Origin of the sequence: Pedobacter kyonggii (genome assembly GCF_004310665.1) — a bacterium.
Lineage (GTDB): Bacteria > Bacteroidota > Bacteroidia > Sphingobacteriales > Sphingobacteriaceae > Pedobacter > Pedobacter kyonggii.
Genome location: NZ_SIXF01000025.1, coordinates 62,189 through 83,413, shown reverse-complemented (window position 1 = coordinate 83,413; position 21,225 = coordinate 62,189). Strand labels below are relative to the sequence as shown.

General features: G+C 38.4%; 16 protein-coding genes. 9 read left to right on the top strand and 7 right to left on the bottom strand.

What is annotated here, in order from left to right:
- The first annotated feature begins 438 nt into the window (after positions 1–438).
- From EYS08_RS19780 to EYS08_RS19740, 9 genes are all read left to right on the top strand, one after another.
- Positions 439–1,185, top strand: coding sequence for a YdcF family protein (locus tag EYS08_RS19780; protein WP_131031733.1), 747 nt, complete (start codon positions 439–441; stop codon positions 1,183–1,185).
- A 268-nt stretch (positions 1,186–1,453) separates the two neighbouring features.
- Positions 1,454–1,936 carry a hypothetical protein gene (locus tag EYS08_RS19775; protein ID WP_131031732.1) on the top strand — a complete coding sequence of 161 codons (483 nt, stop codon included), beginning with the start codon at positions 1,454–1,456 and terminating at the stop codon, positions 1,934–1,936.
- Between the two features lie 22 nt (positions 1,937–1,958).
- Complete coding sequence (locus EYS08_RS19770; RefSeq protein WP_131031731.1) at positions 1,959–2,621, top strand: hypothetical protein; 663 nt, start codon at positions 1,959–1,961, stop codon at positions 2,619–2,621.
- On the top strand, positions 2,605–3,417 hold the full coding sequence (locus EYS08_RS19765; RefSeq protein WP_131031730.1) for a sensor histidine kinase: 813 nt from the start codon (positions 2,605–2,607) through the stop codon (positions 3,415–3,417). The genes EYS08_RS19770 and EYS08_RS19765 overlap by 17 nt, the downstream gene beginning before the upstream one ends.
- Before the next feature lie 159 nt (positions 3,418–3,576).
- The gene (locus EYS08_RS19760) at positions 3,577–4,227 is read left to right on the top strand and encodes a response regulator transcription factor (RefSeq protein WP_131031729.1); all 651 of its coding nucleotides are present in this window, start codon (positions 3,577–3,579) and stop codon (positions 4,225–4,227) included.
- A gap of 254 nt (positions 4,228–4,481) precedes the next feature.
- Positions 4,482–4,787 carry a hypothetical protein gene (locus EYS08_RS19755; RefSeq protein ID WP_131031728.1) on the top strand — a complete coding sequence of 102 codons (306 nt, stop codon included), beginning with the start codon at positions 4,482–4,484 and terminating at the stop codon, positions 4,785–4,787.
- Between the two features lie 56 nt (positions 4,788–4,843).
- The gene (locus EYS08_RS19750) at positions 4,844–5,395 is read left to right on the top strand and encodes a hypothetical protein (protein ID WP_131031727.1); all 552 of its coding nucleotides are present in this window, start codon (positions 4,844–4,846) and stop codon (positions 5,393–5,395) included.
- Between the two features lie 6 nt (positions 5,396–5,401).
- Positions 5,402–6,223 (top strand): hypothetical protein, encoded by an 822-nt coding sequence (locus EYS08_RS19745; protein WP_131031726.1) that lies wholly within the window; start codon positions 5,402–5,404, stop codon positions 6,221–6,223.
- Complete coding sequence (locus EYS08_RS19740) at positions 6,208–6,627, top strand: thiol-disulfide oxidoreductase DCC family protein (RefSeq protein WP_131031725.1); 420 nt, start codon at positions 6,208–6,210, stop codon at positions 6,625–6,627. Before EYS08_RS19745 ends, EYS08_RS19740 begins: the two co-directional genes overlap by 16 nt.
- A gap of 88 nt (positions 6,628–6,715) precedes the next feature.
- Here the strand turns inward: EYS08_RS19740 and obgE are convergent, their stop codons facing one another.
- The 7 genes from obgE to EYS08_RS19705 all read right to left on the bottom strand — a co-directional run bounded on the left by obgE (position 6,716) and on the right by EYS08_RS19705 (position 20,918).
- Positions 6,716–7,711 carry a GTPase ObgE gene (obgE, locus tag EYS08_RS19735; protein WP_029277724.1) on the bottom strand — a complete coding sequence of 332 codons (996 nt, stop codon included), beginning with the start codon at positions 7,709–7,711 and terminating at the stop codon, positions 6,716–6,718.
- Positions 7,712–7,868: 157 nt separating this feature from the next.
- The gene (locus tag EYS08_RS19730) at positions 7,869–8,444 is read right to left on the bottom strand and encodes an adenylate kinase (RefSeq protein WP_131031724.1); all 576 of its coding nucleotides are present in this window, start codon (positions 8,442–8,444) and stop codon (positions 7,869–7,871) included.
- A gap of 497 nt (positions 8,445–8,941) precedes the next feature.
- Positions 8,942–10,861, bottom strand: coding sequence for a family 43 glycosylhydrolase (locus EYS08_RS19725; RefSeq protein WP_131031723.1), 1,920 nt, complete (start codon positions 10,859–10,861; stop codon positions 8,942–8,944).
- A gap of 77 nt (positions 10,862–10,938) precedes the next feature.
- On the bottom strand, positions 10,939–11,619 hold the full coding sequence (locus tag EYS08_RS19720) for a DUF3823 domain-containing protein (RefSeq protein ID WP_131031722.1): 681 nt from the start codon (positions 11,617–11,619) through the stop codon (positions 10,939–10,941).
- 10 nt (positions 11,620–11,629) lie between these two features.
- The gene (locus EYS08_RS19715; protein WP_131031721.1) at positions 11,630–13,462 is read right to left on the bottom strand and encodes a RagB/SusD family nutrient uptake outer membrane protein; all 1,833 of its coding nucleotides are present in this window, start codon (positions 13,460–13,462) and stop codon (positions 11,630–11,632) included.
- An 11-nt stretch (positions 13,463–13,473) separates the two neighbouring features.
- The gene (locus EYS08_RS19710; RefSeq protein ID WP_131031720.1) at positions 13,474–16,605 is read right to left on the bottom strand and encodes a SusC/RagA family TonB-linked outer membrane protein; all 3,132 of its coding nucleotides are present in this window, start codon (positions 16,603–16,605) and stop codon (positions 13,474–13,476) included.
- 296 nt (positions 16,606–16,901) lie between these two features.
- Positions 16,902–20,918 (bottom strand): hybrid sensor histidine kinase/response regulator transcription factor, encoded by a 4,017-nt coding sequence (locus EYS08_RS19705; protein ID WP_131031719.1) that lies wholly within the window; start codon positions 20,916–20,918, stop codon positions 16,902–16,904.
- Positions 20,919–21,225 lie beyond the last annotated feature (307 nt).

Genomic DNA, 21,225 nt, shown 5'->3' with positions numbered 1-21,225 from the left:
ACTATCGCCGCCACAGAGAAAAACAGATTTAAGGGAGTAGAAAACATCCTTCCAGGAATACTTGCTTTGGGCAGCAACGCAGGGCAGATGTGCATGGCAAAGTTTATCGATTTCTAATTTGTTTAAGTAGTCAAAAACAAAATTTATGCCTCCGAAAGAGGATATTGGATTTGAATTTATTATTTTCACAGCAGTAATATTGGTCAACACTAATTTAAGTGAATATTACCTTGCTGCAAAACATTATTTATCAAGGTTTTGCAGCATTTTTTTTTATAACATGCGGACATTAGGAGCTACCGGATGAAGTGCAGTGGAATGGAGAGATCTCTGATAGATTTAGGTTCGTTTAGTACTTCGTGGTTCTCTACGTTGCACTCCACTCGAATGACGGCATTGCTAAGGTAATTTCTTAGTTTTACAGGATAATATCTGCATATGATTTTTATCCTCTCGAAGATTTTGCTTTTCCTCATTAAACCTATTGTGTGGATTTTTGTGCTTTTGATTTTTGCAATTGCATCTAAAAACCCTAAAAAAAGGAGAAGGTATTTAATCTGTATTTTGATTATTTTCTTCTTTTTCTCTAATGGCTTTATTGTCGGAAAAATAATAAACAGTTATGAAGCTGACTATCCCAGGGCAGATAAATTCGATATTGGAATAGTGCTTGGGGGTTTCTCGGGTTTAAACAAACGTAATAATGAAATTGCTTTTAATTGGGCAGGGGATAGATTGTTTCAAGCAATAGCACTTTATAAAAAAGGACAGATTAAGCAGATATTACTTAGCAGCGGAAGCGCAAATTTAATAAACCAACAAGTAAAAGAAGCTGATTTAGCCATTCAGTACTTAAAACTGATCGGAATTCCTGATTCTGCAATTCTGATTGAAAACCAAAGTAGAAATACCATTGAAAATGCCAGGTATAGCCTGGCGCTCATCGCGAAAAGCAACCCAAAAGCTAAAATTTTGGTGATTACCAGTGCCTGGCACATCCCAAGAGCAAAACTGATTTTTGATAAACAGACTAAGCACAAGATTGATTATTACCCAACCAATTTTTCCGGAAATGCTGAATTTCAATTCAGTGATTTCATCATTCCAAATGCCAGCGCATTAGGTGTATGGGAAATGTTATTTAAAGAATGGATTGGCTTAATTGTAGACCGCTTGAGGGCTTAACCTGCACAAATCGGTTAATCGTTTGTGCCGTTAATTCCTGAAAATTGATAATAATGGAACCCGCATATAGCTCCAAGCAGCTATATAATTGCACAATAGTAAGCAGTAATCAAAAACACAAATACTGATCAACTATTTGATTTATAAATCAGTATAAACATCATCAAACGTAAAAGATCTATAAAAGTATTTTAAAAATTACTTTTTAAGAATACTTTTATTTACACAATTGTATATCTTTATATGATATTTATCTAGATATAAAAACATGCTCACAGAAAAACAAACACAAAAACTCTACTGGTTAAAGTATGAAATCAGCTCTATCCAGGCATTAATCCTTAACTCCCCAGGCATTGATCATTTCGCATTTTGTTATTTTTTCCCAGAAACTGACCACCCAGCTAAACCTTTACAATTAATTGCTTATGGTTACATGGCACCAAGCAACCAGTACAGCAGTTATTTCGACAGGTTGGAAATTTACAACAACAGTGCTTTAGATTTAAGCGGCCCGATTATTTTAAGCAATAATATCATTTCACTTGCCGATATCTTATTGTTAATTAACAATCCAGATGCTAACGGCGATAAACCTGACTATTTGGTATTCGTTCCGGATGTTAACCGTGGGCATGTTTTTTACAATGTTAAACGGTTTAAAAGAATTGACACAGGAGATGTTGAATTAATTTACGAAGATGAGACGCCAATTGTTACCAATCCATCTCCGCCAGCTACAATAAATTGATCAATTAACACTTTTATCCCAAATGCTTAAAATATTCCAATTTATTATTGATTGGTCTGAGGTCTGGGCGTTATTAATTCCTATATCTGTACTGCTAATAAAAAAACAACCGGCTAGCCTTAAGCTGGTTGTTTTTTATGTATGGGCAGCGCTGATTATTAACCTGGGAATAGATCTGATCTGGAAATTCAGGAGCATGCTGCCTGCAGCATACAATTCTAATAATTTCCTCTACAACCTACACTCGATTATCCGTTTCTATCTGTTCTGTGCATTTTTTATTCAGCTAAACCAAACTTTTTTAGTTACCATAAAGAGAATTATCCCTTTCTGTTTTATGGTTTTCATCATTATCAATTTTACTTTTTATGAAAACTTTTTTGATTACTGGAAATTAAGCAGCCGTTTGCTCTCAACCGAGGCCATTTTTCTTTTGTTCTATACGCTTCAATATTACTTATTCAAAATAAACGATAGCACAGCTACCAAAATTACAAACAGCGATTTTTGGATAACCACCGGACTTGGCATTTTTGTTACTTTAAATTTTTTCATTTTTCTTTTATACAACGAACTTACATTACGTTTTCAAAATTTTGCCATTAGCTTGTGGAGTGTACACAACATCTCCTACATCATTTTTAACCTATTTATAGCGAAAGGATTTTATGAATCAGGCAAATAATGAGATTATGCAGATATTAATGGTTGGGATTGCTGCTATGCTTATGTTATTTATCAGTTTATTGCTCATTTTTATATTCATGCAGCGCAAAAAACTTCAATACAAACTTAACCTGCAAACCTTACAGAATATACAAAAAAATCAGTTGATCGAAGCAGCAGTAAGGAGCGAGGAAATTGAGCGGCACCGTATTGCTGAAGAATTACATGATGAGGTTGGTGCAATTTTAGGATCAGCCAGCTTGTATTTCTATGAAACCGATATCAACGGCTGCGACGAAATAAGTAAAGAAATGTATCAAAAAGGCAAAAGTTTGCTTGACGACGGAATTCATAAAATCCGCGGCATTTCGCACAACCTTCACTCCACCATTTTACAAGAATTAGGTTTAAAAGAGGCCATTTCACACTTCTGTAGTAAAATCAGCCATAGTAATGTTGCCGAAATCAGTTTAAGTTTAACAGACGATCACAGCATAAAGGCAAGCCAGAACGATATCAGTATTTACAGGATCATTCAGGAGCTTGTCCATAATATAACCAAACATGCAAAAGCCAGCCTTATCCATATTCAATCTGTGAGTGTGAATAGTAACCTGCTATTTACCATTTCGCATAACGGGAATGGTCTTACACAAAATCAATTTGAAGAACTGCGCTTTATAAAAGATGGATTAGGACTAAAAAATATTCAAAATAGAATGATCCTGTTAAAAGCAGACCTTGTTTTTTCACAGTATGGAGGTCGGTATTTTATTAAAATTACCATCCCGCTAGTTAAACACCTTACTATGTAATATAAATTATATTAAAATGTAATAATAAAATGCATAACTTATAAATTTAAAAACCAGAATAAAATAAAGAATTAATACAAATAATACAGTATTAATAGGCAATTAATGTATATTAAGATAAAATATTAAGTAATTTTAAGTGCTCAATTTATAATAATAATGCTCAAAATAAGGATAGGCATAGCAGATGACTATAGCATTTTTCGAGACGGTTTAAGGGTAGGCTTTAACCGAGATAAAAATCTGGAAGTAATATTTGAGGCATCAAACGGGGAAGAACTGATGTGCAAACTCGAAGATGTACAGCCAGACGTTATTTTAATGGATCTGAAAATGCCTGTAATGGACGGGATGGAAGCCATGAAATTAATCCGCAAAAAATATGCTGAGGATATTAAAATTCTTGTTCTAACCATGTATGATGAGGTTAAATTTATTATTCATTTAATGGAAAACGGGGCTAACGGCTATCTATTAAAAAACACAGACCCTAAAGAAATCAGGAAAGCTATTTATTCGGTACAAGAAAGCGGCTACTACTTTAACGATATTGTAACCAAAGCATTATTAAAAAAATTAACAATTAAAGGTTCTGCCAGACCCTCGCTCGATCAGAATATAGAATTCTCAGAACGCGAACTGGATGTTTTAAAAATGATCTGTGATGAGAAAACCGCGACTGAAATTGGCACAGAACTTTTTTTGAGTCCACGTTCAGTTGAAGGTATCAGAATGCGCATTATCGAAAAAACAGGCGTTCGCAACACTGCAGGCCTGGTAATGTTTGCCATTAAAAACGGTGTAATATAGCCGTATCATATCCTCTTTCTTGAGTTAAATACAAGGCTAAAACACTCTTTTGCCTTTCTATCAGCATCTATCTTATTTAAGCATAAACCAAAAGGCCATTTTATCCTACTAGCTACGTAGAAATACTCAATATTTTAAATGAGTATTACCACTCTGGTAAAAAAACTACGGTGTAGCGAACTTTATGTTGTGCAACGAAGCTTCAAAACAAAGCACACTAAACAATTTTTTATTTACCTCAAAAAGAAAACAAAATGGCAAAGTCAAGTTTATCAAAATCAGAACTAGCAATTCTTGATGCATTAATCGCTGATTTAAAAGGCGACAACGAAATTGTTGAAGCGAATTCAGCAGAACCACTTTTTATTGCTGCAATAGCACGTACAGCGATTAAAGCTGTTAAAGTAACCGTTCAAGCCACTCCAGTAGTTACCCAGGTAGTTGAGGCTATCGGTGCTGCAAATGCTTTAAATGAAGCTGAAATTGGCGCGCTTTCTAAAGAAGCCAAAGATGGTTTATCTTTAGATAAGCTGATCGAACTTCGTAAAAAATTCAATTAACAATTAGAAAGGAGGGTAAGTATACCTACCCTCCTTTTCTCAACCAAATCGAAATTATGATGCTGAAATTAAACCCTATAGTTATTTACGAGCTTGTAGTAACTATTTTTCTGGCCTTCTGGTTTTTATCAACCATATTGTGTCAGTTTAAGGAAACCAAAATATCCTCATTTATCAGATATAAAATTGATTATTTTAACCTGATCCCGCTATGGACATTCTTTGCTCCCCACCCCGGTAAAAGAGATTACCATCTTCTGTATCGGGATAGAATAACCGACATCGATTATAGCGATTGGCAGGAAATGGAAATTACCGAAGAACGAACAATATGGTCATGGCTTTGGAATCCCGAAAAACGTGATAAAAAAATATTATCAGACGTAGTACAAAGCCTGGTATCAAGCATCCCTTCTTACCGTGAAAAAGCAGGGAGCCTAAATTTATTGATGTTTTCTATGCCTTATATCATAGTATTACACGCGGTTAGCCAATACAAGAAACAATCACAAAATTGCTATCGGCAGTTTATGCTTGCAGAATCATCAGGTTATCAAAAAGAAACTGCCCCATCATTAATTCTATTATCCGTTTTTCATCAAATATAAAAAGTCATGATTTTATTAAATGATATATCACAAACTGTACTCATTATATTGAGTATAGGTTTATTAATTTCTACGCTGGAGTATCTCAAGAAAGTACAGATATTTTCTCCTAACGGTTTGTTATCCTGGAATGTAATGCAGCTAAAATGGACCAAACAGAACGAAAAGTCTTTTTTTAAACCTCTTTTTAAACTGTTTAGCGCACCAGGCCTGGCTGCCCTTTTTATCATCAGGTGCCTGCTTATTATTGGATTATTGTTCTTTCCATTGCAGAGTACAACAGGATGGGTACTGATCAGTTTGTTGGGAGTCAGCTTACTGATGGCATCACTGGTTACATATTATGGAAGTGATGGCTCAGACCAGATGAGCATGCTCATTATCATCACATTGATTCTATGCAATCTGCCTGCTTTTACAACTGGTAAATTGAGAGATATCGGCATATGGTTTATCGGATTACAGGCCTGTCTTTCTTATACTGTTGCGGGGATTGCCAAACTTGTATCTGCTGAGTGGCGTTCGGGAACAGCAATAAAAGATGTATTCTCGACCAAAACATATGGCTCTAAAAAAGCAAGTCTTTTATTGCAAAAATATCCTTCTGCAAACCGTTTTCTGTGCTGGAACGTTATTGTTATGGAAACCATATTTCCATTATGCCTTATTCTGCCCTGGCAGTATGCCATAGTATTTCTGATATGGGGATTTATATTCCATTTCTTTACAGCACTTATTATGGGTTTGAATTCGTTTTTCTGGGCTTTTATGGCTACTTATCCAGCAATTTATTTTATTAACCACCAAATGCCATGGCACCTATTTTAGACACAACAAAAGACATCATTCTATTTGATGGTGTTTGTAATTTTTGCAACGGCTTTATCAATTATATAATCACTCATGATCAAGCAAACAGGTTTTGCTTTGCTCCGCTTGACAGTAAAACCGCGTTGCAACTGGGTAAAGTCCATCGGGTTAATTTTATAAAACTAAATAGCATTATTGTGGCACGCAACAACAAGTTTCTTACCCAATCTAATGCAGTAGCTTATATCCTAAAAAATTTAAATGTTTGGTGGGCTCCGTTAATCAATGTGGGTTATTTGGTGCCTGGTTTTATAAGAAACTGGCTGTATAAAGCATTCGCCAATAACCGTTATGCATTATTTGGGCAAACAGACAGTTGTATGCTACCTACAGAACATATTCGAAGTAAATTTTTAGTATAGCACTTTGATTGGTGGCTTAATTTTGGTAAATACAGAATATGGCAGCAATGTTCTGTACACCAAAATTATTTATTAGAACTTATTTATATTATCCTTCAATCGCTTTCCAAAGCATATCTTTCAGCTCTAAAATATTTTTTTCAGCTACTGACGAAATAAATATAGATGGAATATTTGGCAGATCCTGTTTCATTTCTTCCATCAGTTCTTCATCTAACATATCTGATTTAGTAATGGCTAAAACATGCGGTTTCTGCATTAATTCGGGGTTGTAAGATTCCAGTTCGCTTTTAAGAATTTCGTATTCTTCTTTAATTGAACGGCTTGTATCTGCCGGGACCATGAATAACAATACCGAGTTACGTTCAATGTGGCGTAAGAAACGATAGCCTAAACCTTTACCTTTCGATGCACCTTCGATAATCCCAGGGATATCGGCCATTACAAAAGATTTTCCGCCCCTGTAACTTACAATACCCAGATTAGGAACAATGGTAGTAAAAGGATAATCGGCAATTTCTGGCTTAGCAGCCGAAACGACTGAAAGTAATGTAGATTTTCCTGCATTTGGGAAACCAACCAAGCCAACATCGGCCAAAACTTTTAATTCTAAAATATTCCAAACCTCTTGTCCCTGCTCACCAGGTTGTGCAAAACGCGGTGTTTGCTGAACCGAATTTTTAAAGTGTGCATTACCTAAACCACCACGGCCACCGGCTGTTAAAATCTTAGTTTCGCCATCTTTGGTAATTTCGAAAAGAATTTCTCCTGTTTCGGCATCTTTAGCAATGGTACCGAGCGGAACCTCCAGGATTTCATCCTTACCTTGTTTACCGAATTTATGGGAACTACCACCTGCGCCACCATCTTCGGCAATGATGTGCTTACGGTATTTAAGGTGCAATAATGTCCAGATATGGATACTGCCTTTAACGATAATGTGGCCACCACGACCGCCATCACCACCATCGGGGCCACCCATTGATGTTAAAATATCACGGTGCAAATGTGCCGAACCTGCCCCGCCCTTACCAGAACGGCAACAAATTTTTACATAATCTACGAAATTCGAACCCTGTGACATATTTTAATATTGAAATGTTAATACTGGAACGTCTAAAACAACAATTCCTTTAAAATTAAAGAGTTATAACGTTTTAACATTATAACTCTTTTTATGTTTTTGAATATTGGATCAGGAATTAATTAAAACCGTCCCTTTTATATCCGCTACTTGAACTTTATACTTTATACTGATCAATTACAGCGCAGAGATCATTATATACGGTTTCAATTTCACCTATTCCGTTTACTTTATTCAACTTTCCCTGCTCCTCATAATAAGGTAATACGTGGATGGTTTTATCAAAGTACTCTGAAATCCGTTTTTTTAATTTTTCAGCGTCGTCATCAGGACGGCCGCTGGTTTTGTGACGTTCGGCAATACGTTTTGTTAACTCCTCCTGGTCAACATCTAAAGCAATAACGCCAGCAATTTTACTGCCTTTACGCTCTAAAAATAAATCAAGCTCTACTGCTTGTGGAACGGTACGTGGAAATCCATCAAACACAAATCCTTTAGCATCAGGATTTTTATCTACCTCCTCTTCAAGCATGGCAATTGTAATGGCATCAGGAACCAATTCTCCATCAGCTAATAATTGACTTACTTTTTTTCCTAATTCGGTTTCTCCTTTAACGTGTGCTCTAAAAAGATCGCCTGTTGAAACGTGTACCAACTGATATTTTGCAATCAGCTTTTCAGATTGGGTGCCTTTACCCGCCCCTGGAGGGCCAAAGAGAACTAAATTAAGCATTCAAGTTGTTTAGGTTGTCTTCAAAAATTAAAAAAGCCTTATTCCTATGGCTCTGTTAAAAGTAATATTCAAATCACTCATTAATAGGATTAGACATTGCTTACTTTCAAGGCTGCAAATATATAATTATTAATTTAGATGCCATTTAAAATTGATGATTTATTTAAAAATGGGCTATTTTAATGACATTTATCTTCTTCTTAGAAGAATCTTGTGCCATTTTTATATTTAACAGAATTTTCTTCAAATACTAAAGGGTCTGACCAAACAATCCTTTTACATTTTTATCAAAACTCACAAAAACTTAAGTATTTGTAACATTACTGGAATGGAATCTTCCCATATTTGCCAGCGCAAACATTAATAGCAGAACAACAGCTATTTAAAAATTCTTGGCGAGAAAGGTTCCTGGGAAAAGCGGGGTTAAGCTAAAAAAGGTTCAAACTGACCTTCTCTACATGATTACTTCGCATTAAATCAATCGGATGCTCTTTATTTTAGTGTGTAGGTTTTACAGGCACAATATTTCCCTGTTCATCAAAATACATTGGGTCTATACAAACCTCACGGTTATAGCCTGCAGCATCGCCCATTTTTATTCCATCGGGATAACTAAACCTATGGTAAACCATATACCACTCATCTTTTCCCGGGATCTGCAATACCGAATTATGGCCTGTTCCGTATATACCCCTGGATGGATCTTTTTGAAGAATCAGATTATTTCCTGCAATCTTAATTGGACCAGTAGGAGAACCTGAGGTACCATAACGTACCCGATAATTTTCACTTCTTGTATCCTCTTCAGACCATAGGAAATAATAAATTCCCTTGCGGTAAAATACATGGGTACCTTCTCTAAAAGTTTTATCGGTTTGGATAACTTTGGTTGTATTGGCTTTTAGAGATACCATGTCTTTATTAAGTTCAGCTACTGCAAGGTATCCATTGCCCCAATACAAATAGCTTGTACCCGTTTTAGGATCGGTAAATATGGCGGGATCAATTTCCTGGCCTCCTTTTACCCCTTCTGGTTTAAAACTGATCAGCGGTTTTCCAGAATCCACAAATGGGCCAGTTGGAAGGTGTGATACAGCGACTCCGATTTTTTGTGCTGCTGTAAAATAATAGTAATACCTATAATTACCTTTTACTTTTTTCTCTACAATGGTGGGTGCCCAGGCATTGCGGTTGGCCCAGGTAACACCTTTTTTCAGATCAAGAATAACACCTTCATCTTTCCAGTTAACGAGGTCTGTAGAAGAAAAGGTTTTAAAATAATAGCCACTCCAACCGTCGAAACCATCACTGGTTGGATAGATGTAATATTTCTTTGTTTTATTGGAATATAACACATCCGGATCTGCGTAAAAACCATCTAGCACAGGATTCTTTTTTAGTTTCAGCTCCATGCCTTGCGGCAGGCCCCAGCGGGTAGTAAGCGCAGTTAACTCTTTACGGGATATAGGAATAATTGTTCCATGCCTTGGATGAAAATCCATTTTTACCTCCTCATCTATTACCTTAAATTTATCCAGATCATCGCTTATACAAAACTGGTATTTTCCTTTCCCGTACACATCGTACATTAATATATATTTTTCACTGTGGTTGAGCTTAAATACGCTTGAGCCTTCAACAGCATCGCTGGTTTGCTGCTTATAGCCTTCTTGCTCGATCCATTTACCCGAAACCAGCGAATCTGTAAGTGCCAGTTTTATTCCATTTCCATTGCCTTCTGTTTTATAAAACAGGTAAAACAGTCCGTTTTTATTAATGATGTCGCCATCAATGCAGGATTTGCCATTCTTCGGACGAAACAGTACCGCAGGTTCAGATTCAAAGTCGGTAAAATCACTGTTTACGTAGGCATAATAAATGATATCCGGACCAGTACCATGTTGCATAGACCAATATACCATGTATTTTTTCCTTGCCGGATCGTAAATGGTTTGTGGTGCCCACACCCGTTTTAAGTTTTCATTCCCTTTGAAACGTTCCTGTATATTAATTATAGTATGTTTCCAGTTCAGCAAGTCGTTAGATTTCATCAAAATCAATGCTCGATTAGAATCCCATCCTTTCGAGGAAGTCATATCGGTGAGCACCATATAAAACGATTTTCCATTTTCTGCCCTAAGGATGTGAGGATCACGTACTCCTCCCGTAGAACTGATTACTTTTGAATCTAAAACAGGCTGGTTATTATTCAGTGCACGGTAATTGTATCCATCGGTGCTGATTGCAAAGCAGACTGCCTCATCCTTCACTGCATTCCCCTTAAAGTAGGTAAACAGGTATCCTGCAAAATCCTTTTCTTTCGGACCAGATTTATATTCCTGACCAAATAAGTTTCCGATAAAAGCTATATGTAAAAAAGAAAGGAGGATCAGGGGTTGAAATCGAAGACTTTTCATCGTTGAAGGCTAAAGTTTTTTAAGATTTTTAATGAATAAAATAGGGTGCGGTAAGAAAAACCGCACCCTTTACACTATTATTTTAAAGCAATTTTTTGTACCTGGGTATAGTAATATTCTCCTGCAGAAGTAGATTTAACACCCAATCTAGCATATACGTAATCCAACGATTTCAAATTATCAGGTAGCGCACCTGAAGGAATTTCGATTTGCTGGCCAAGCACCACATTACTTAAATTGGCACCTACCCGAACATCGTATTGTACATGGTCGGTCAATATTGATTTTCCGAGGTAGAGACGTACAAACTCCAAATTTGCAGTCTGCACTACTTTATTAACGACAAGTTTGGCAATGATGTTATCACCGGATTTTTGAAAAGATTCGCCAGTGATGGTAAAATAAGGCGTAACAGGAACATCCAAATTGGTATTTGCCGTTAAATTTACACGAATGGTATCGGTAGCCTGCTGAAGCCATGGCGCATCTGCCCGGCGCACAAGTTTGTATTGCCCAGCAAATAGTTTTGCCGAAAATGTTCCATCCTGGTTCATAAAAACGTTAATTACAGAGCGAAGAGGAAATCCATCTTGCCATAATTCGAGTTGTGGACCATTATTTCTGACACTAACCGTATTGCCCTGATAAACTACTCTTCCTGACAAGGTTAACTCGGGGGCATCGAAATTGTCGTATCCACAGCCAGCCAGAAACATATTGGCAGCTACGGTGAATATGATTAAAAATTTAAGTTTCATAATATTTTTTTTATTGGAAAGGGTTTCTAACAATTTTTGGATTGTTGTTTAAAACATCTTGTGCGATTGATGAATAATAATTGGTCATGCGGAAAAACCTTGCACGTCTGAAGCGTGTTGGTCTCACTCTTGCATAAATATATTTTCCATTATCTGGATGGCCTGGTCTTACTACTCTATAAGAATATAATCCCATTACAACTGCATTTGGATCTGTTTCTGTACCATCCCAAACGATGTGCGCAATACGCCATCTTTTTAAATCAAAGTAACGGTGATCTTCGAAAGCAAGCTCCACGCGACGCTCATTGCGGATAATGTCGTTTGTTAGTACACTTATACTGTTGGCTGGGAATCCTGCACGCGCACGAACCGAATTTACATATCCTAAGCCCTCAGGGCGACCCAATTCAAAAGCTGCTTCTGCTGCGTTTAAATAAATTTCGCCTAAGCGAAACCAAGGCCACCAGTTTACAGCCGATGTTCCGCGGGTACTTGCGGCCGATGCATCGCTTACCATTTTGCGGATATAGAAACCGGTATTGCTTACATCTACTGCATCGTCTTTAGGACCATCAAATCCGGTCCATGTTTGTCCATCACTATAGTTAGCACCCAGTACTGCTGAAGTGGTTAACTGGTAAGAACCGTTGTTATAAACCGCCACGCCTGCCTGCATTCTTACCGGACTGTTTTTAAACGACGTACCCGGGTAAATGACCGTTCCAAATAACCTGGCATCCTTGTTAGCAAAAATATCAGCCGGGTTAGTATAAGTGATGTAATTGCCGTTTGCATCTTTGTCCTTTAGTGTACCTTCGCTTCCATCTAAATAATTGAAACTTTCTACAAGACTTAGAGATGGTGAAATCGCAGATGATGCCTCGTTATCTTCCGTCATACTTTTAACAATGTTATCATAAGTGAAGCGGTGTACTTTGGTCCCCAGCGCGAAATCTTTTGCAAAAATCACTTCACTAACAGGTTTTTTATTCAGCATGTCGTAGAAGTTTGCCCCTTTATCTGCATTCTCGTTATATAAGGCATAGGGACCCGCAATTATTTCTTTCGAAGCTGTAAGCGATTTGTTATAGTAATCAGTAGCCATTGATGCAGGAATCCCTACTTCGCCACCAGGGGTGCTAATTGGGGCAGCCATTAAGCTGTTGTATTTGGCTATAGATGCAGCATATAACATCGCTCTACTTTCTAAAGCAAGGGCAGTATATCGGTTTGCACGGGTTTTGATTAAATTATTTGCAGCCAGATCAGCTTTAATTTCTTCAAGTTCTTTATAAATAAAATCATAAACCTCTGATTCTTTTGCTCTTGGAATTTGTAGTGGTGTAGGATCGCCACTAAAATCATAAATCATTTGTTTGGTTACTAAAGGTACACCACCCATGCGTTTTACCATTTCGAAATAAACAAAGGCACGGATAAAGCGTATTTCACCAATGAAAAGGCTTTTTTGGGCTGGTGTTAACTTAACGCCCAATGTGTTTATATTGTCTAACGAAAGATTAAGGTCACGGATCAATCCATAATCCCAGTAGCGGCCATAATCACTTCCGTACTGGAAGTCGTTTCTACCGTTTTGGTCACGTGTGCCCGACCACATGGCATCATCTATTTCTGTCATTCCTCCGGTGTTAAAAACACCGTGCAATGAGGGTAGACGGTTATAGTAGTTGGCCAAAAGTGAGGTGATTAGATTTGGGTCGTTCCACAATTGTTCGTCGCTGATGATGTTTTTCGATTCACGGTAAAACCAGTCATCGTGCTTGCAACTGTTCATGGTTAAACCGATAAATAGTGCAAATGCTATATAAATTTTTTTCATTTTAATCTTTGTTAAAAGGTTATATTGAAACCTGCCATAAATACTTTTTGCTGTGGATAAACCACGGCAGCTGCTGCTTCTATTTCCGGATCGATCTGGAATTTTTTCACATTATCGAATGAAATCATATTCGATCCATTTACGTAGAAACGGATTTTTTGTGCTTTGATTTTTTCAGCAATGGTTTTAGGCAAGGTGTAAGCAAGCTCCATATTTCTTACACGGAGATATCTTACGTTTTTTAACCAGAAACTATTGTTTCGGCCGTTTGGTCCGGAGTTACCATTACGGATGGCAGGGTAATAACCGGGAATCCAAGCACTAGTTGGATCGTAAGGATCTGCTCTGTGCCACCTGTCTTCCAGCAGGTAGGCAGGTGAATTTCCACCACCGTGAAAGGCATTCCTTAACTCATAATCCTGATTCCATGATTGCATGGCGCCACCGGCTAAATCGATATTGAGTTCTATTCCTTTCCATGATAAACCAATGCGACCACCGAAAGACATCATTGGTGCCCAGCCTGTAGGATAACCAATTGGGCGCTGATCAAGGTCATTAATCACGCCGTCGCCATTTACATCTTTGTAGATAAAATCTCCCGGCAACTGATTTCTATTGTTGTTACCATCATTATTAATCGGGTAATTGCGGATTTCTTCTTCAGACTGGAAACGGCCTACAACCTCGTAACCCCACCATATACCACCCCAACGGTTTTCGGTTGAACTAGTATATTCATTGTACGAATTGCTGAAACGTGGTTTGTATGAATCGAGTACTTTATATCTTGAAAAAGTAAAATTTCCGCTCACCGTATAGTTCAATTCGCCTACCTTACTTGCGTAGGTGATGATACCTTCAGCTCCGTAATAACCATTACTATTCAGGTTTTCATTTGGTAGCAAATATCCAATTTCTGATGGCAATAAAACATCGTACTTTCTACCAGGATAACCAGTACGGATAATCTTAAATGCGTCAGCAGTTAGCGTTAACTTATTATCGAACATGCCTACATCTATACCCACGTTGTAGTTCGTATTTTTAACCCATGAAAGGTTTCGGATAGGGGGGGCTCTAGGGTCAATACCCGGATAATATGTTCCGTTTAATATTGCATTTCCAGAATTCCAAGTGTTGCCAGCGAGGTAGCCATGCATCCCTACACCTTCTTCTAAACCTGTTTGCCCCACTGAAACACGAAGTTTTAAATCATTTATCACACTTTTAAGTGGCTTGAAGAATGGCTCATCAGAAATGCGCCAGCCTAAACTTGCTCCTGGAAAAAGCCCCCATTCTTTACCTGTATAATACAGGTAAGAACCATCATATCTACCCAGGATTTCAAGCAGGTATTTACCTTTATAATTGTAATTCAAACGACCGATGAAACCAGCTCTTGCTTCATACAACCATTCGTCGCCAATACCACTAAGTTCAGCAACTGTGTTTACTAAAGGAATATAGTTATTAGTAGGGTTAGAGCCTATGGTAGTCAATGTTCTGTCCCAATCAGAGCGTTCATATCCTGCCATTACAGAGAAATTATGGTCGCCGATTTGCTTGGTATAATCTAACTGAAATTGTGCAGATCTCGCTACCGCTACACGATCAGTTTTGTAGCGCCATCTCGAATTGGTTCCATTACTGCGTACATAATTGCCATTGTCATATCTGTATACATCATAGCTATATTGAAATCCATCGAACTTGTTATTGGTGTAATTGTAAGAAACAATTCCTTTTGCTGATAAACCAAATTTGGTTTTGTAAGCTGCGGTCATATTTACATTCCCGCTCATGAAAGTATTGTCTTTATAACCAGCTATATCTCTACTAAAAATTGCCGGATTGTAGGCAAACTCATTGGTTTGATTCGGATACAGCGGATTGTCGTTAGCATAAGGACCAACTGTTGGCCTGTTTTTGAAAATCGCCAAGATAGAAGAAAAATAACCATCGCCACCCGGCAATCCCACATCCTGTGTTTTTTCTTGTCTGGCTGAAATTTGTGTACCTATTGTAAGGCCTTCCAGCACGGTTGCTTCTAGATTGGCCTGTAAGTTCGTACGTTTATAGTTAAAGTCTTTAATCATGGCATCCTGTTGCAGGTTACCTACCGATAAAAAGTAATTAGATTTCTTGCCACCACCAGTGATGTTGGCATTAATGTATTGCTGTGGAATGTCTTTACGGATAACCATATCAGCATAGTCGTATCCCTGATAACCAGGTTCGGTACCAGCTTGCCATTTTGCGAGTTCTGCACGGGTATAAACTGCGCTCGGATCGCGGCCTTCGTTTTGAGCCGCCTCTACCAAACCTTTGGTATATTGAGCTGCAGTGGCCATTTCAGGAAAACGGGTCAGGTTTTGCCAACCCAAATAGCCATTAACATTTATTTTTACAGATTCATCTTTTGAACCTTTTTTCGTAGTAATTAAAACTACCCCTCGTGAAGCCCTAAAACCATATACAGCAGCGGCTGCATCTTTAAGAATAGATATGCTTTCGATATCTTCAAGGTTTAATGAATTGAAAATATCTGCGCCAGAAGCATTTTGAGTACCTACCCAGTCTGTTCCGGTCTGGCCACCATAGGCAACACCATCGATTACAAATAATGGGTTGCCCATATTTCGGACTTCGATACTGGCTCCGCGACCAGGACGGGCATCTTTAGCACGAACGGAAATACCCTGTACCTTACCTGCGAGTGCCCCTGCGGTGGAAGTAGACGAAGTACGTACTACGTCTTCTGCTTTTAGATTACTTACTGCTCCGGTAATGTTACGTTTCGATTGCTTACCATAACCAACTACCACAACATCATCTAGTCCCTGATCATCGCTCTCCATCTTAATGGTAAATAAGGTTTTGTCTCCAATGGTGATGGTTTGGTTTTTGTAACCAATGTAGGTTACTAAAAAGGTGCCCTTACTGGTGTTGAGGGTAAAGCGTCCCTGACCATCAGTTGTTGTAATTTCTTTCGGGACTGCACCTGGAACGACAATGGTAACACCGGTTAGCGGCTCATTGAGTTCACTCAGTACTTGTCCGGAAATCTTACGTTGCGCAAAAGAATAGGTGGGAACTGCCCACACCACGACGCAGATAAATAAAATTTTGAGGATTCTCATTTTCATATTTGGTTTTAAGTGTAATGAATAGCTGATACCAAATATTTCCCTTTTCAGAATGAGTAAATACTGCGCTGCAGAAATGAATCAAAATCATAGTTAGTGATTTAGACCCTTTTGGCTCATCTGGAAATCATCAAAATAAATCACTCTTGAAATAAGGGTCGTGCGCGTTATTCTGAGATGGGCTTATAGTTGGTTTTCGGGATCAAACATAATGGAATATGAGCTGGAGAGCCATATACATATCCGTCAATTAACAGCTAATTTTTCGTCAAATTCGCTTTTTTAAAGCACTAAGACCTCTTTTTTTGATATTCGGAAGGGAGCTGACCAAATTCTTCTTTAAAGCATTGACGAAAATAAATGGAGCTATTGATGCCAACCATCAAAGACACTTCGGTGATGTTATATCGGCCTGAGCGGAGCAGTTGAGCCGCCTTTTGAATCCTCACTTTTCGCACCAACTGATTAATGTTTTTTCCGGTAATGCCTTTCAGTTTTCGATAAAGTGTAGACTGGCTCATGTTCATTTTTTCTGCAAGAGTAGCCGTATCAAGCACTTCGTCCTGGATACCTTCTTCAACCAGCGCTACAAATTCCTTTACGAAGGTATTTTCCCTCCACAACTCAGTATTTACCGGTGCTTTTGCGGTTCCCTGCTTTATCTGAGTGGAGAGTTGTCCGAGTAATTCGTTATAGATCGTCTTGCGTTTTGTCAACAGGTTTTCAATACGGTGGTGAAGCAGTTTCGGACTTACCGGCTTAGTTAAGTAAGAATCAACGCCCAGTTCATATCCACGCCCCATATCTAACTCATTGTCTCTGGCGGTTAAAAGTATAATTGGGATATGACTGGTTTCCCGCTCACATTTTAAGGCTTCGAGCATAGTGAAACCGTCCATATCAGGCATCGTCAGATCGCTAAGAATAATATCTGGGATGCGGCTTTTGGCAAGCTCAAGTCCCTGTAGCCCATTTTCGGCTGTAACCAGTTCATATTTTGCACCAAGTACTGAAGAAAGGTATTCCCGAAGATCATTGTCGTCTTCTACCAGTAAGAGCAATTGGCGCTGATCATCCAGAGATAACGGTATATCTAGTGCTACTGGTTTAAGATCTGGCATTGGGGGAGCTACAGAAAGTAGAACTGTATTGGTGACCAAGCGAACAGAAAACTCACTTCCCTTGCCCAGTTCACTTTTGACGTAAATTTTTCCGTGATGAATTGCAGCCAACTCCTTAGCCAAAGCCAGCCCAATACCAGAGCCATGGCTTACCGATTTTGGTACTTGATAAAATTTATCAAATATCCTGCTTAAGTGCTCTGGGGCAATACCGCATCCCGTATCTTTTACCGTAATTAAAGCACAGGTACTTAATTTATCTTTCTCATAACTTAAAACAACTTCTATATTGCCTTTTGAGGTAAACTTGCAGGCATTCGATAATAAATTATCCAGAATCAACTGCACAATCTCTGCATCAAAGGTAGTTTTGATATCCTCCTGCAAGATAGTATAGCCAATATTCACTGATTTATTATGGTTTGCCTCTTTATATTTAAGTACAATTTCTGAGAGCAGTTCACCCAAATAGGCTTCTCCCAACACCAATGGCTTATACTGGGACTCGACTTTGCGGAATTCGAGTAACTGATTGACCATTGAAAATAACCTGTTTGCATTTTTCTGAACAATAAGGACCCAATCTTTATGCTTTGAAGATAATTTTTCTTCAGCAAGCAAATCTTCTAAAGGACCAAGGATTAGCGTTAATGGTGTCCGCAGTTCATGGGTGATATTGGTATAAAAATTCATCCTTTCCCTGTGGAGCTGTCCATCCTGTTCAAGCTGAAGTTTTTTAACACGCAGCTGGCCTTCTGCATTTATTTTTTTGACATAAAAAAATAAAACAATGAAAACCGTAGCAGCAATGAGCAAAAAATAAGTGACCAGCGCAAATGTACTTAGATAAAACGGTGGAGAGATGTTGATGAAAAGACGTTCATAATCTTCAGACCACTGGTCGTTTTTCTGACGGGTGCGTATGAGAAGCTCATATTTCCCGTATGGAATATTTCGAAAATCAAGATTCTTTTCACTCCCCAAAAATATCCAGTTTTTGTCCAACCCATTTAGTTTGTAACTAAATTCAACGAGTTCATTTACGGCGTAATCCATCACAGCGAGCTCTATACGGAAACTATTTTCTCTATGCTTCAGGTTTATCTGCTGTGTAAGGCTTGGGTATTTTTCAGATTGTGCGTGGTTTTCTCCGGTATTGAATACCATAAAGCGGCTGATCCGTATTGGGGATTCTGGCAGGCTCAATGGGATCTGGTCTGGATTGAAATAACAGATGCCTGCAGGCATTCCAAAAAATAGCCATCCCCTCCTATCCAACGCAACGCTATTATTGGTAAAACCACCTAGAGGCAAACCAAAGGCCTGATCGTAACTCAGCATGCGTTTTTCTTCGGGTAGGTACCTTAGCAGACCCAATCTGGTGGAGCACCAAATGTTGCCATTAAGATCCTGGGCTATGGCATTTACGGTTAACCAGGCATCAGATTCGGGGAAAACAATGTTTTCAAGATTCCCCATTTCCCGATTGGCACTCTGGAGTGCCAGACCTTCATTTGTAGCGATCCAGATATTATTGCTCCGGTCACGAAAGAGATAGTTGATGGTATTGCTGCCAATCCCCTGTCCTTTTTCAATTTTTTTAATCAGTTTCCTATTGCGGTCGAAAATGTAAAGCCCTTGACCATAAGTACCTACCCAAAGATACCCATGGCTGTCCTCCACTAAGGTACGGGGGGCATAATCACCAAGCATAGGTGTTCTGGTCGCTATTTTAAAGAAAGTATTGTGCCCGGGATCATGAACAAATACGCCCTCCTCTGCAGCAAAACAGATATTTCCCTGTGAATCTTCTATGATCGCTCTAACGGCCGACATCCTTTCACCGGCATTTATCCTCTTCCAGGTATTGCTTTTTGCATCGAGCAAGGACACACCTCCCTTTTGTAGGCCGAACCACTTGTTTTTTTTACTATCCTGAAAAGCAGAAAGGAGAAAATCATCTCCCAGCCCACTGTTCACTGAAGTTGTTTTGGTAATTTTTTTTTCAGCATTTATCTGCAGAATCCCATCTCCGGCCGTAGCCAGCCACATGCTGCTGCCCACATCATTCAATATTCCAGTTACCGTAGCTGGCCTGTTTGCCTCAGGATTAATGTTTTTAGTAGGTAAAACGGAGAAAAATGGTTCCAGATGACCTAAAAAAGCGATACCACCACTATAAATCCCCAACCAAACATTGCCGAAACGGTCACGATCAATGCTCTGTACCGAAGCATTATTACCCCTTTCCAGATCAGTTGCCGTAATTGATCCGGTATGCACAATATTTCCAGAATTACCATATTGAGGTTTCATGATGAATACTTGCGATGCAGCAGTACCGATCCAGATTACCCCATTGATTTCTTTGATTGCGTGTACAAAAGGTTCATCGCCATTTTTTGATTGGCCGGCAAGGCTGATTTTTTGTATGCTTTTTGATAAAGGATGGTAAACTGCCAGCCCTTTTCTGGTCCCTATCCAGATATTGTTTTTACTATCACAAAACAGCGATCTGACCTCATTATCTGGCAGCAGGCCTTTTGTACTTTCGCTAGTAATCAGCTTTACCTCTTTATTTTTTGAATTTAAAATAGAAATGCCCTTATTTACATGGCCAATGTAGAGCAGGCCGTTATGATCTTCTGCAAGCGCCCAAATGCTGTTTTCGGCCAGAGCAGGTATATTTAGTTTATTAAACCGTTCAAATTTCTTACTTACAGGGTCGAAGCGCTGTACGCCGCGATGATAAGTGGCAAGCCATATCTTATCATTTTTAGCTTTGATGATATCGGTAATATCATTGGTAGCAACAGAATTATTGTCTTTTGGATCATGTAGATAATATGAAAACCTGTTGGTTTTCATATCAAGAATATTTAAACCGCTTGCCCGCGTACCGATGTAAAGCTGGTCATTATTATAATAAAGGGTATTGATCTCGTTACTGTTTACCGAAAATCCATCTGCTTTTTCAGACTTGTAGTATTGCTTAAAAGAATTACTGGCAAAGCGGTTTAATCCCAGTTCCGTTGCAATCCATACATAGCCGTATTTATCATGCGTCAGATCAATAACCTGTTGACTAGACAAGCCTTCCTGTAGTGACAGATACCTCGTTTTTCCACCTTGCCCGAGTGCCGACAGGGTGAAACAAAAAACGACTAAAAACAGTATTAACCTCATTATCTATTTATTAATGGTAAGGGAATTAATTTCAGAAAGTTTAAGACAAATTATTTAGTTTAATCCGACCAGTCTGTTTACATGGCATTTTTTGAATATCCAAAAATTGAATTGCTGCACCCTACCTGGAAAAGGCTCGAACTAAGCACACTGAGAGAAATGATAGCACAGGAAGCTTCAATTATAATAAACATGGTGGTAAATATTTGGTGATTTGCCGCAAATGAACGATAAAAGCCATTAATTCATCTTACTCGGTCAGTTTGAAATAATATTTGCAGCGGGCTCAAATATATCATTTTTTTTA

Coding starts and splice junctions, on each gene's coding strand:
- EYS08_RS19780 (WP_131031733.1), top strand. CDS start 439: ATGATTTTTATCCTCTCGAAGATTTTGCTTTTCCTCATTAAACCTATT.
- EYS08_RS19775 (WP_131031732.1), top strand. CDS start 1,454: ATGCTCACAGAAAAACAAACACAAAAACTCTACTGGTTAAAGTATGAA.
- EYS08_RS19770 (WP_131031731.1), top strand. CDS start 1,959: ATGCTTAAAATATTCCAATTTATTATTGATTGGTCTGAGGTCTGGGCG.
- EYS08_RS19765 (WP_131031730.1), top strand. CDS start 2,605: ATGAATCAGGCAAATAATGAGATTATGCAGATATTAATGGTTGGGATT.
- EYS08_RS19760 (WP_131031729.1), top strand. CDS start 3,577: ATGCTCAAAATAAGGATAGGCATAGCAGATGACTATAGCATTTTTCGA.
- EYS08_RS19755 (WP_131031728.1), top strand. CDS start 4,482: ATGGCAAAGTCAAGTTTATCAAAATCAGAACTAGCAATTCTTGATGCA.
- EYS08_RS19750 (WP_131031727.1), top strand. CDS start 4,844: ATGATGCTGAAATTAAACCCTATAGTTATTTACGAGCTTGTAGTAACT.
- EYS08_RS19745 (WP_131031726.1), top strand. CDS start 5,402: ATGATTTTATTAAATGATATATCACAAACTGTACTCATTATATTGAGT.
- EYS08_RS19740 (WP_131031725.1), top strand. CDS start 6,208: ATGGCACCTATTTTAGACACAACAAAAGACATCATTCTATTTGATGGT.
- obgE (WP_029277724.1), bottom strand. CDS start 7,711: ATGTCACAGGGTTCGAATTTCGTAGATTATGTAAAAATTTGTTGCCGT.
- EYS08_RS19730 (WP_131031724.1), bottom strand. CDS start 8,444: ATGCTTAATTTAGTTCTCTTTGGCCCTCCAGGGGCGGGTAAAGGCACC.
- EYS08_RS19725 (WP_131031723.1), bottom strand. CDS start 10,861: ATGAAAAGTCTTCGATTTCAACCCCTGATCCTCCTTTCTTTTTTACAT.
- EYS08_RS19720 (WP_131031722.1), bottom strand. CDS start 11,619: ATGAAACTTAAATTTTTAATCATATTCACCGTAGCTGCCAATATGTTT.
- EYS08_RS19715 (WP_131031721.1), bottom strand. CDS start 13,462: ATGAAAAAAATTTATATAGCATTTGCACTATTTATCGGTTTAACCATG.
- EYS08_RS19710 (WP_131031720.1), bottom strand. CDS start 16,605: ATGAGAATCCTCAAAATTTTATTTATCTGCGTCGTGGTGTGGGCAGTT.
- EYS08_RS19705 (WP_131031719.1), bottom strand. CDS start 20,918: ATGAGGTTAATACTGTTTTTAGTCGTTTTTTGTTTCACCCTGTCGGCA.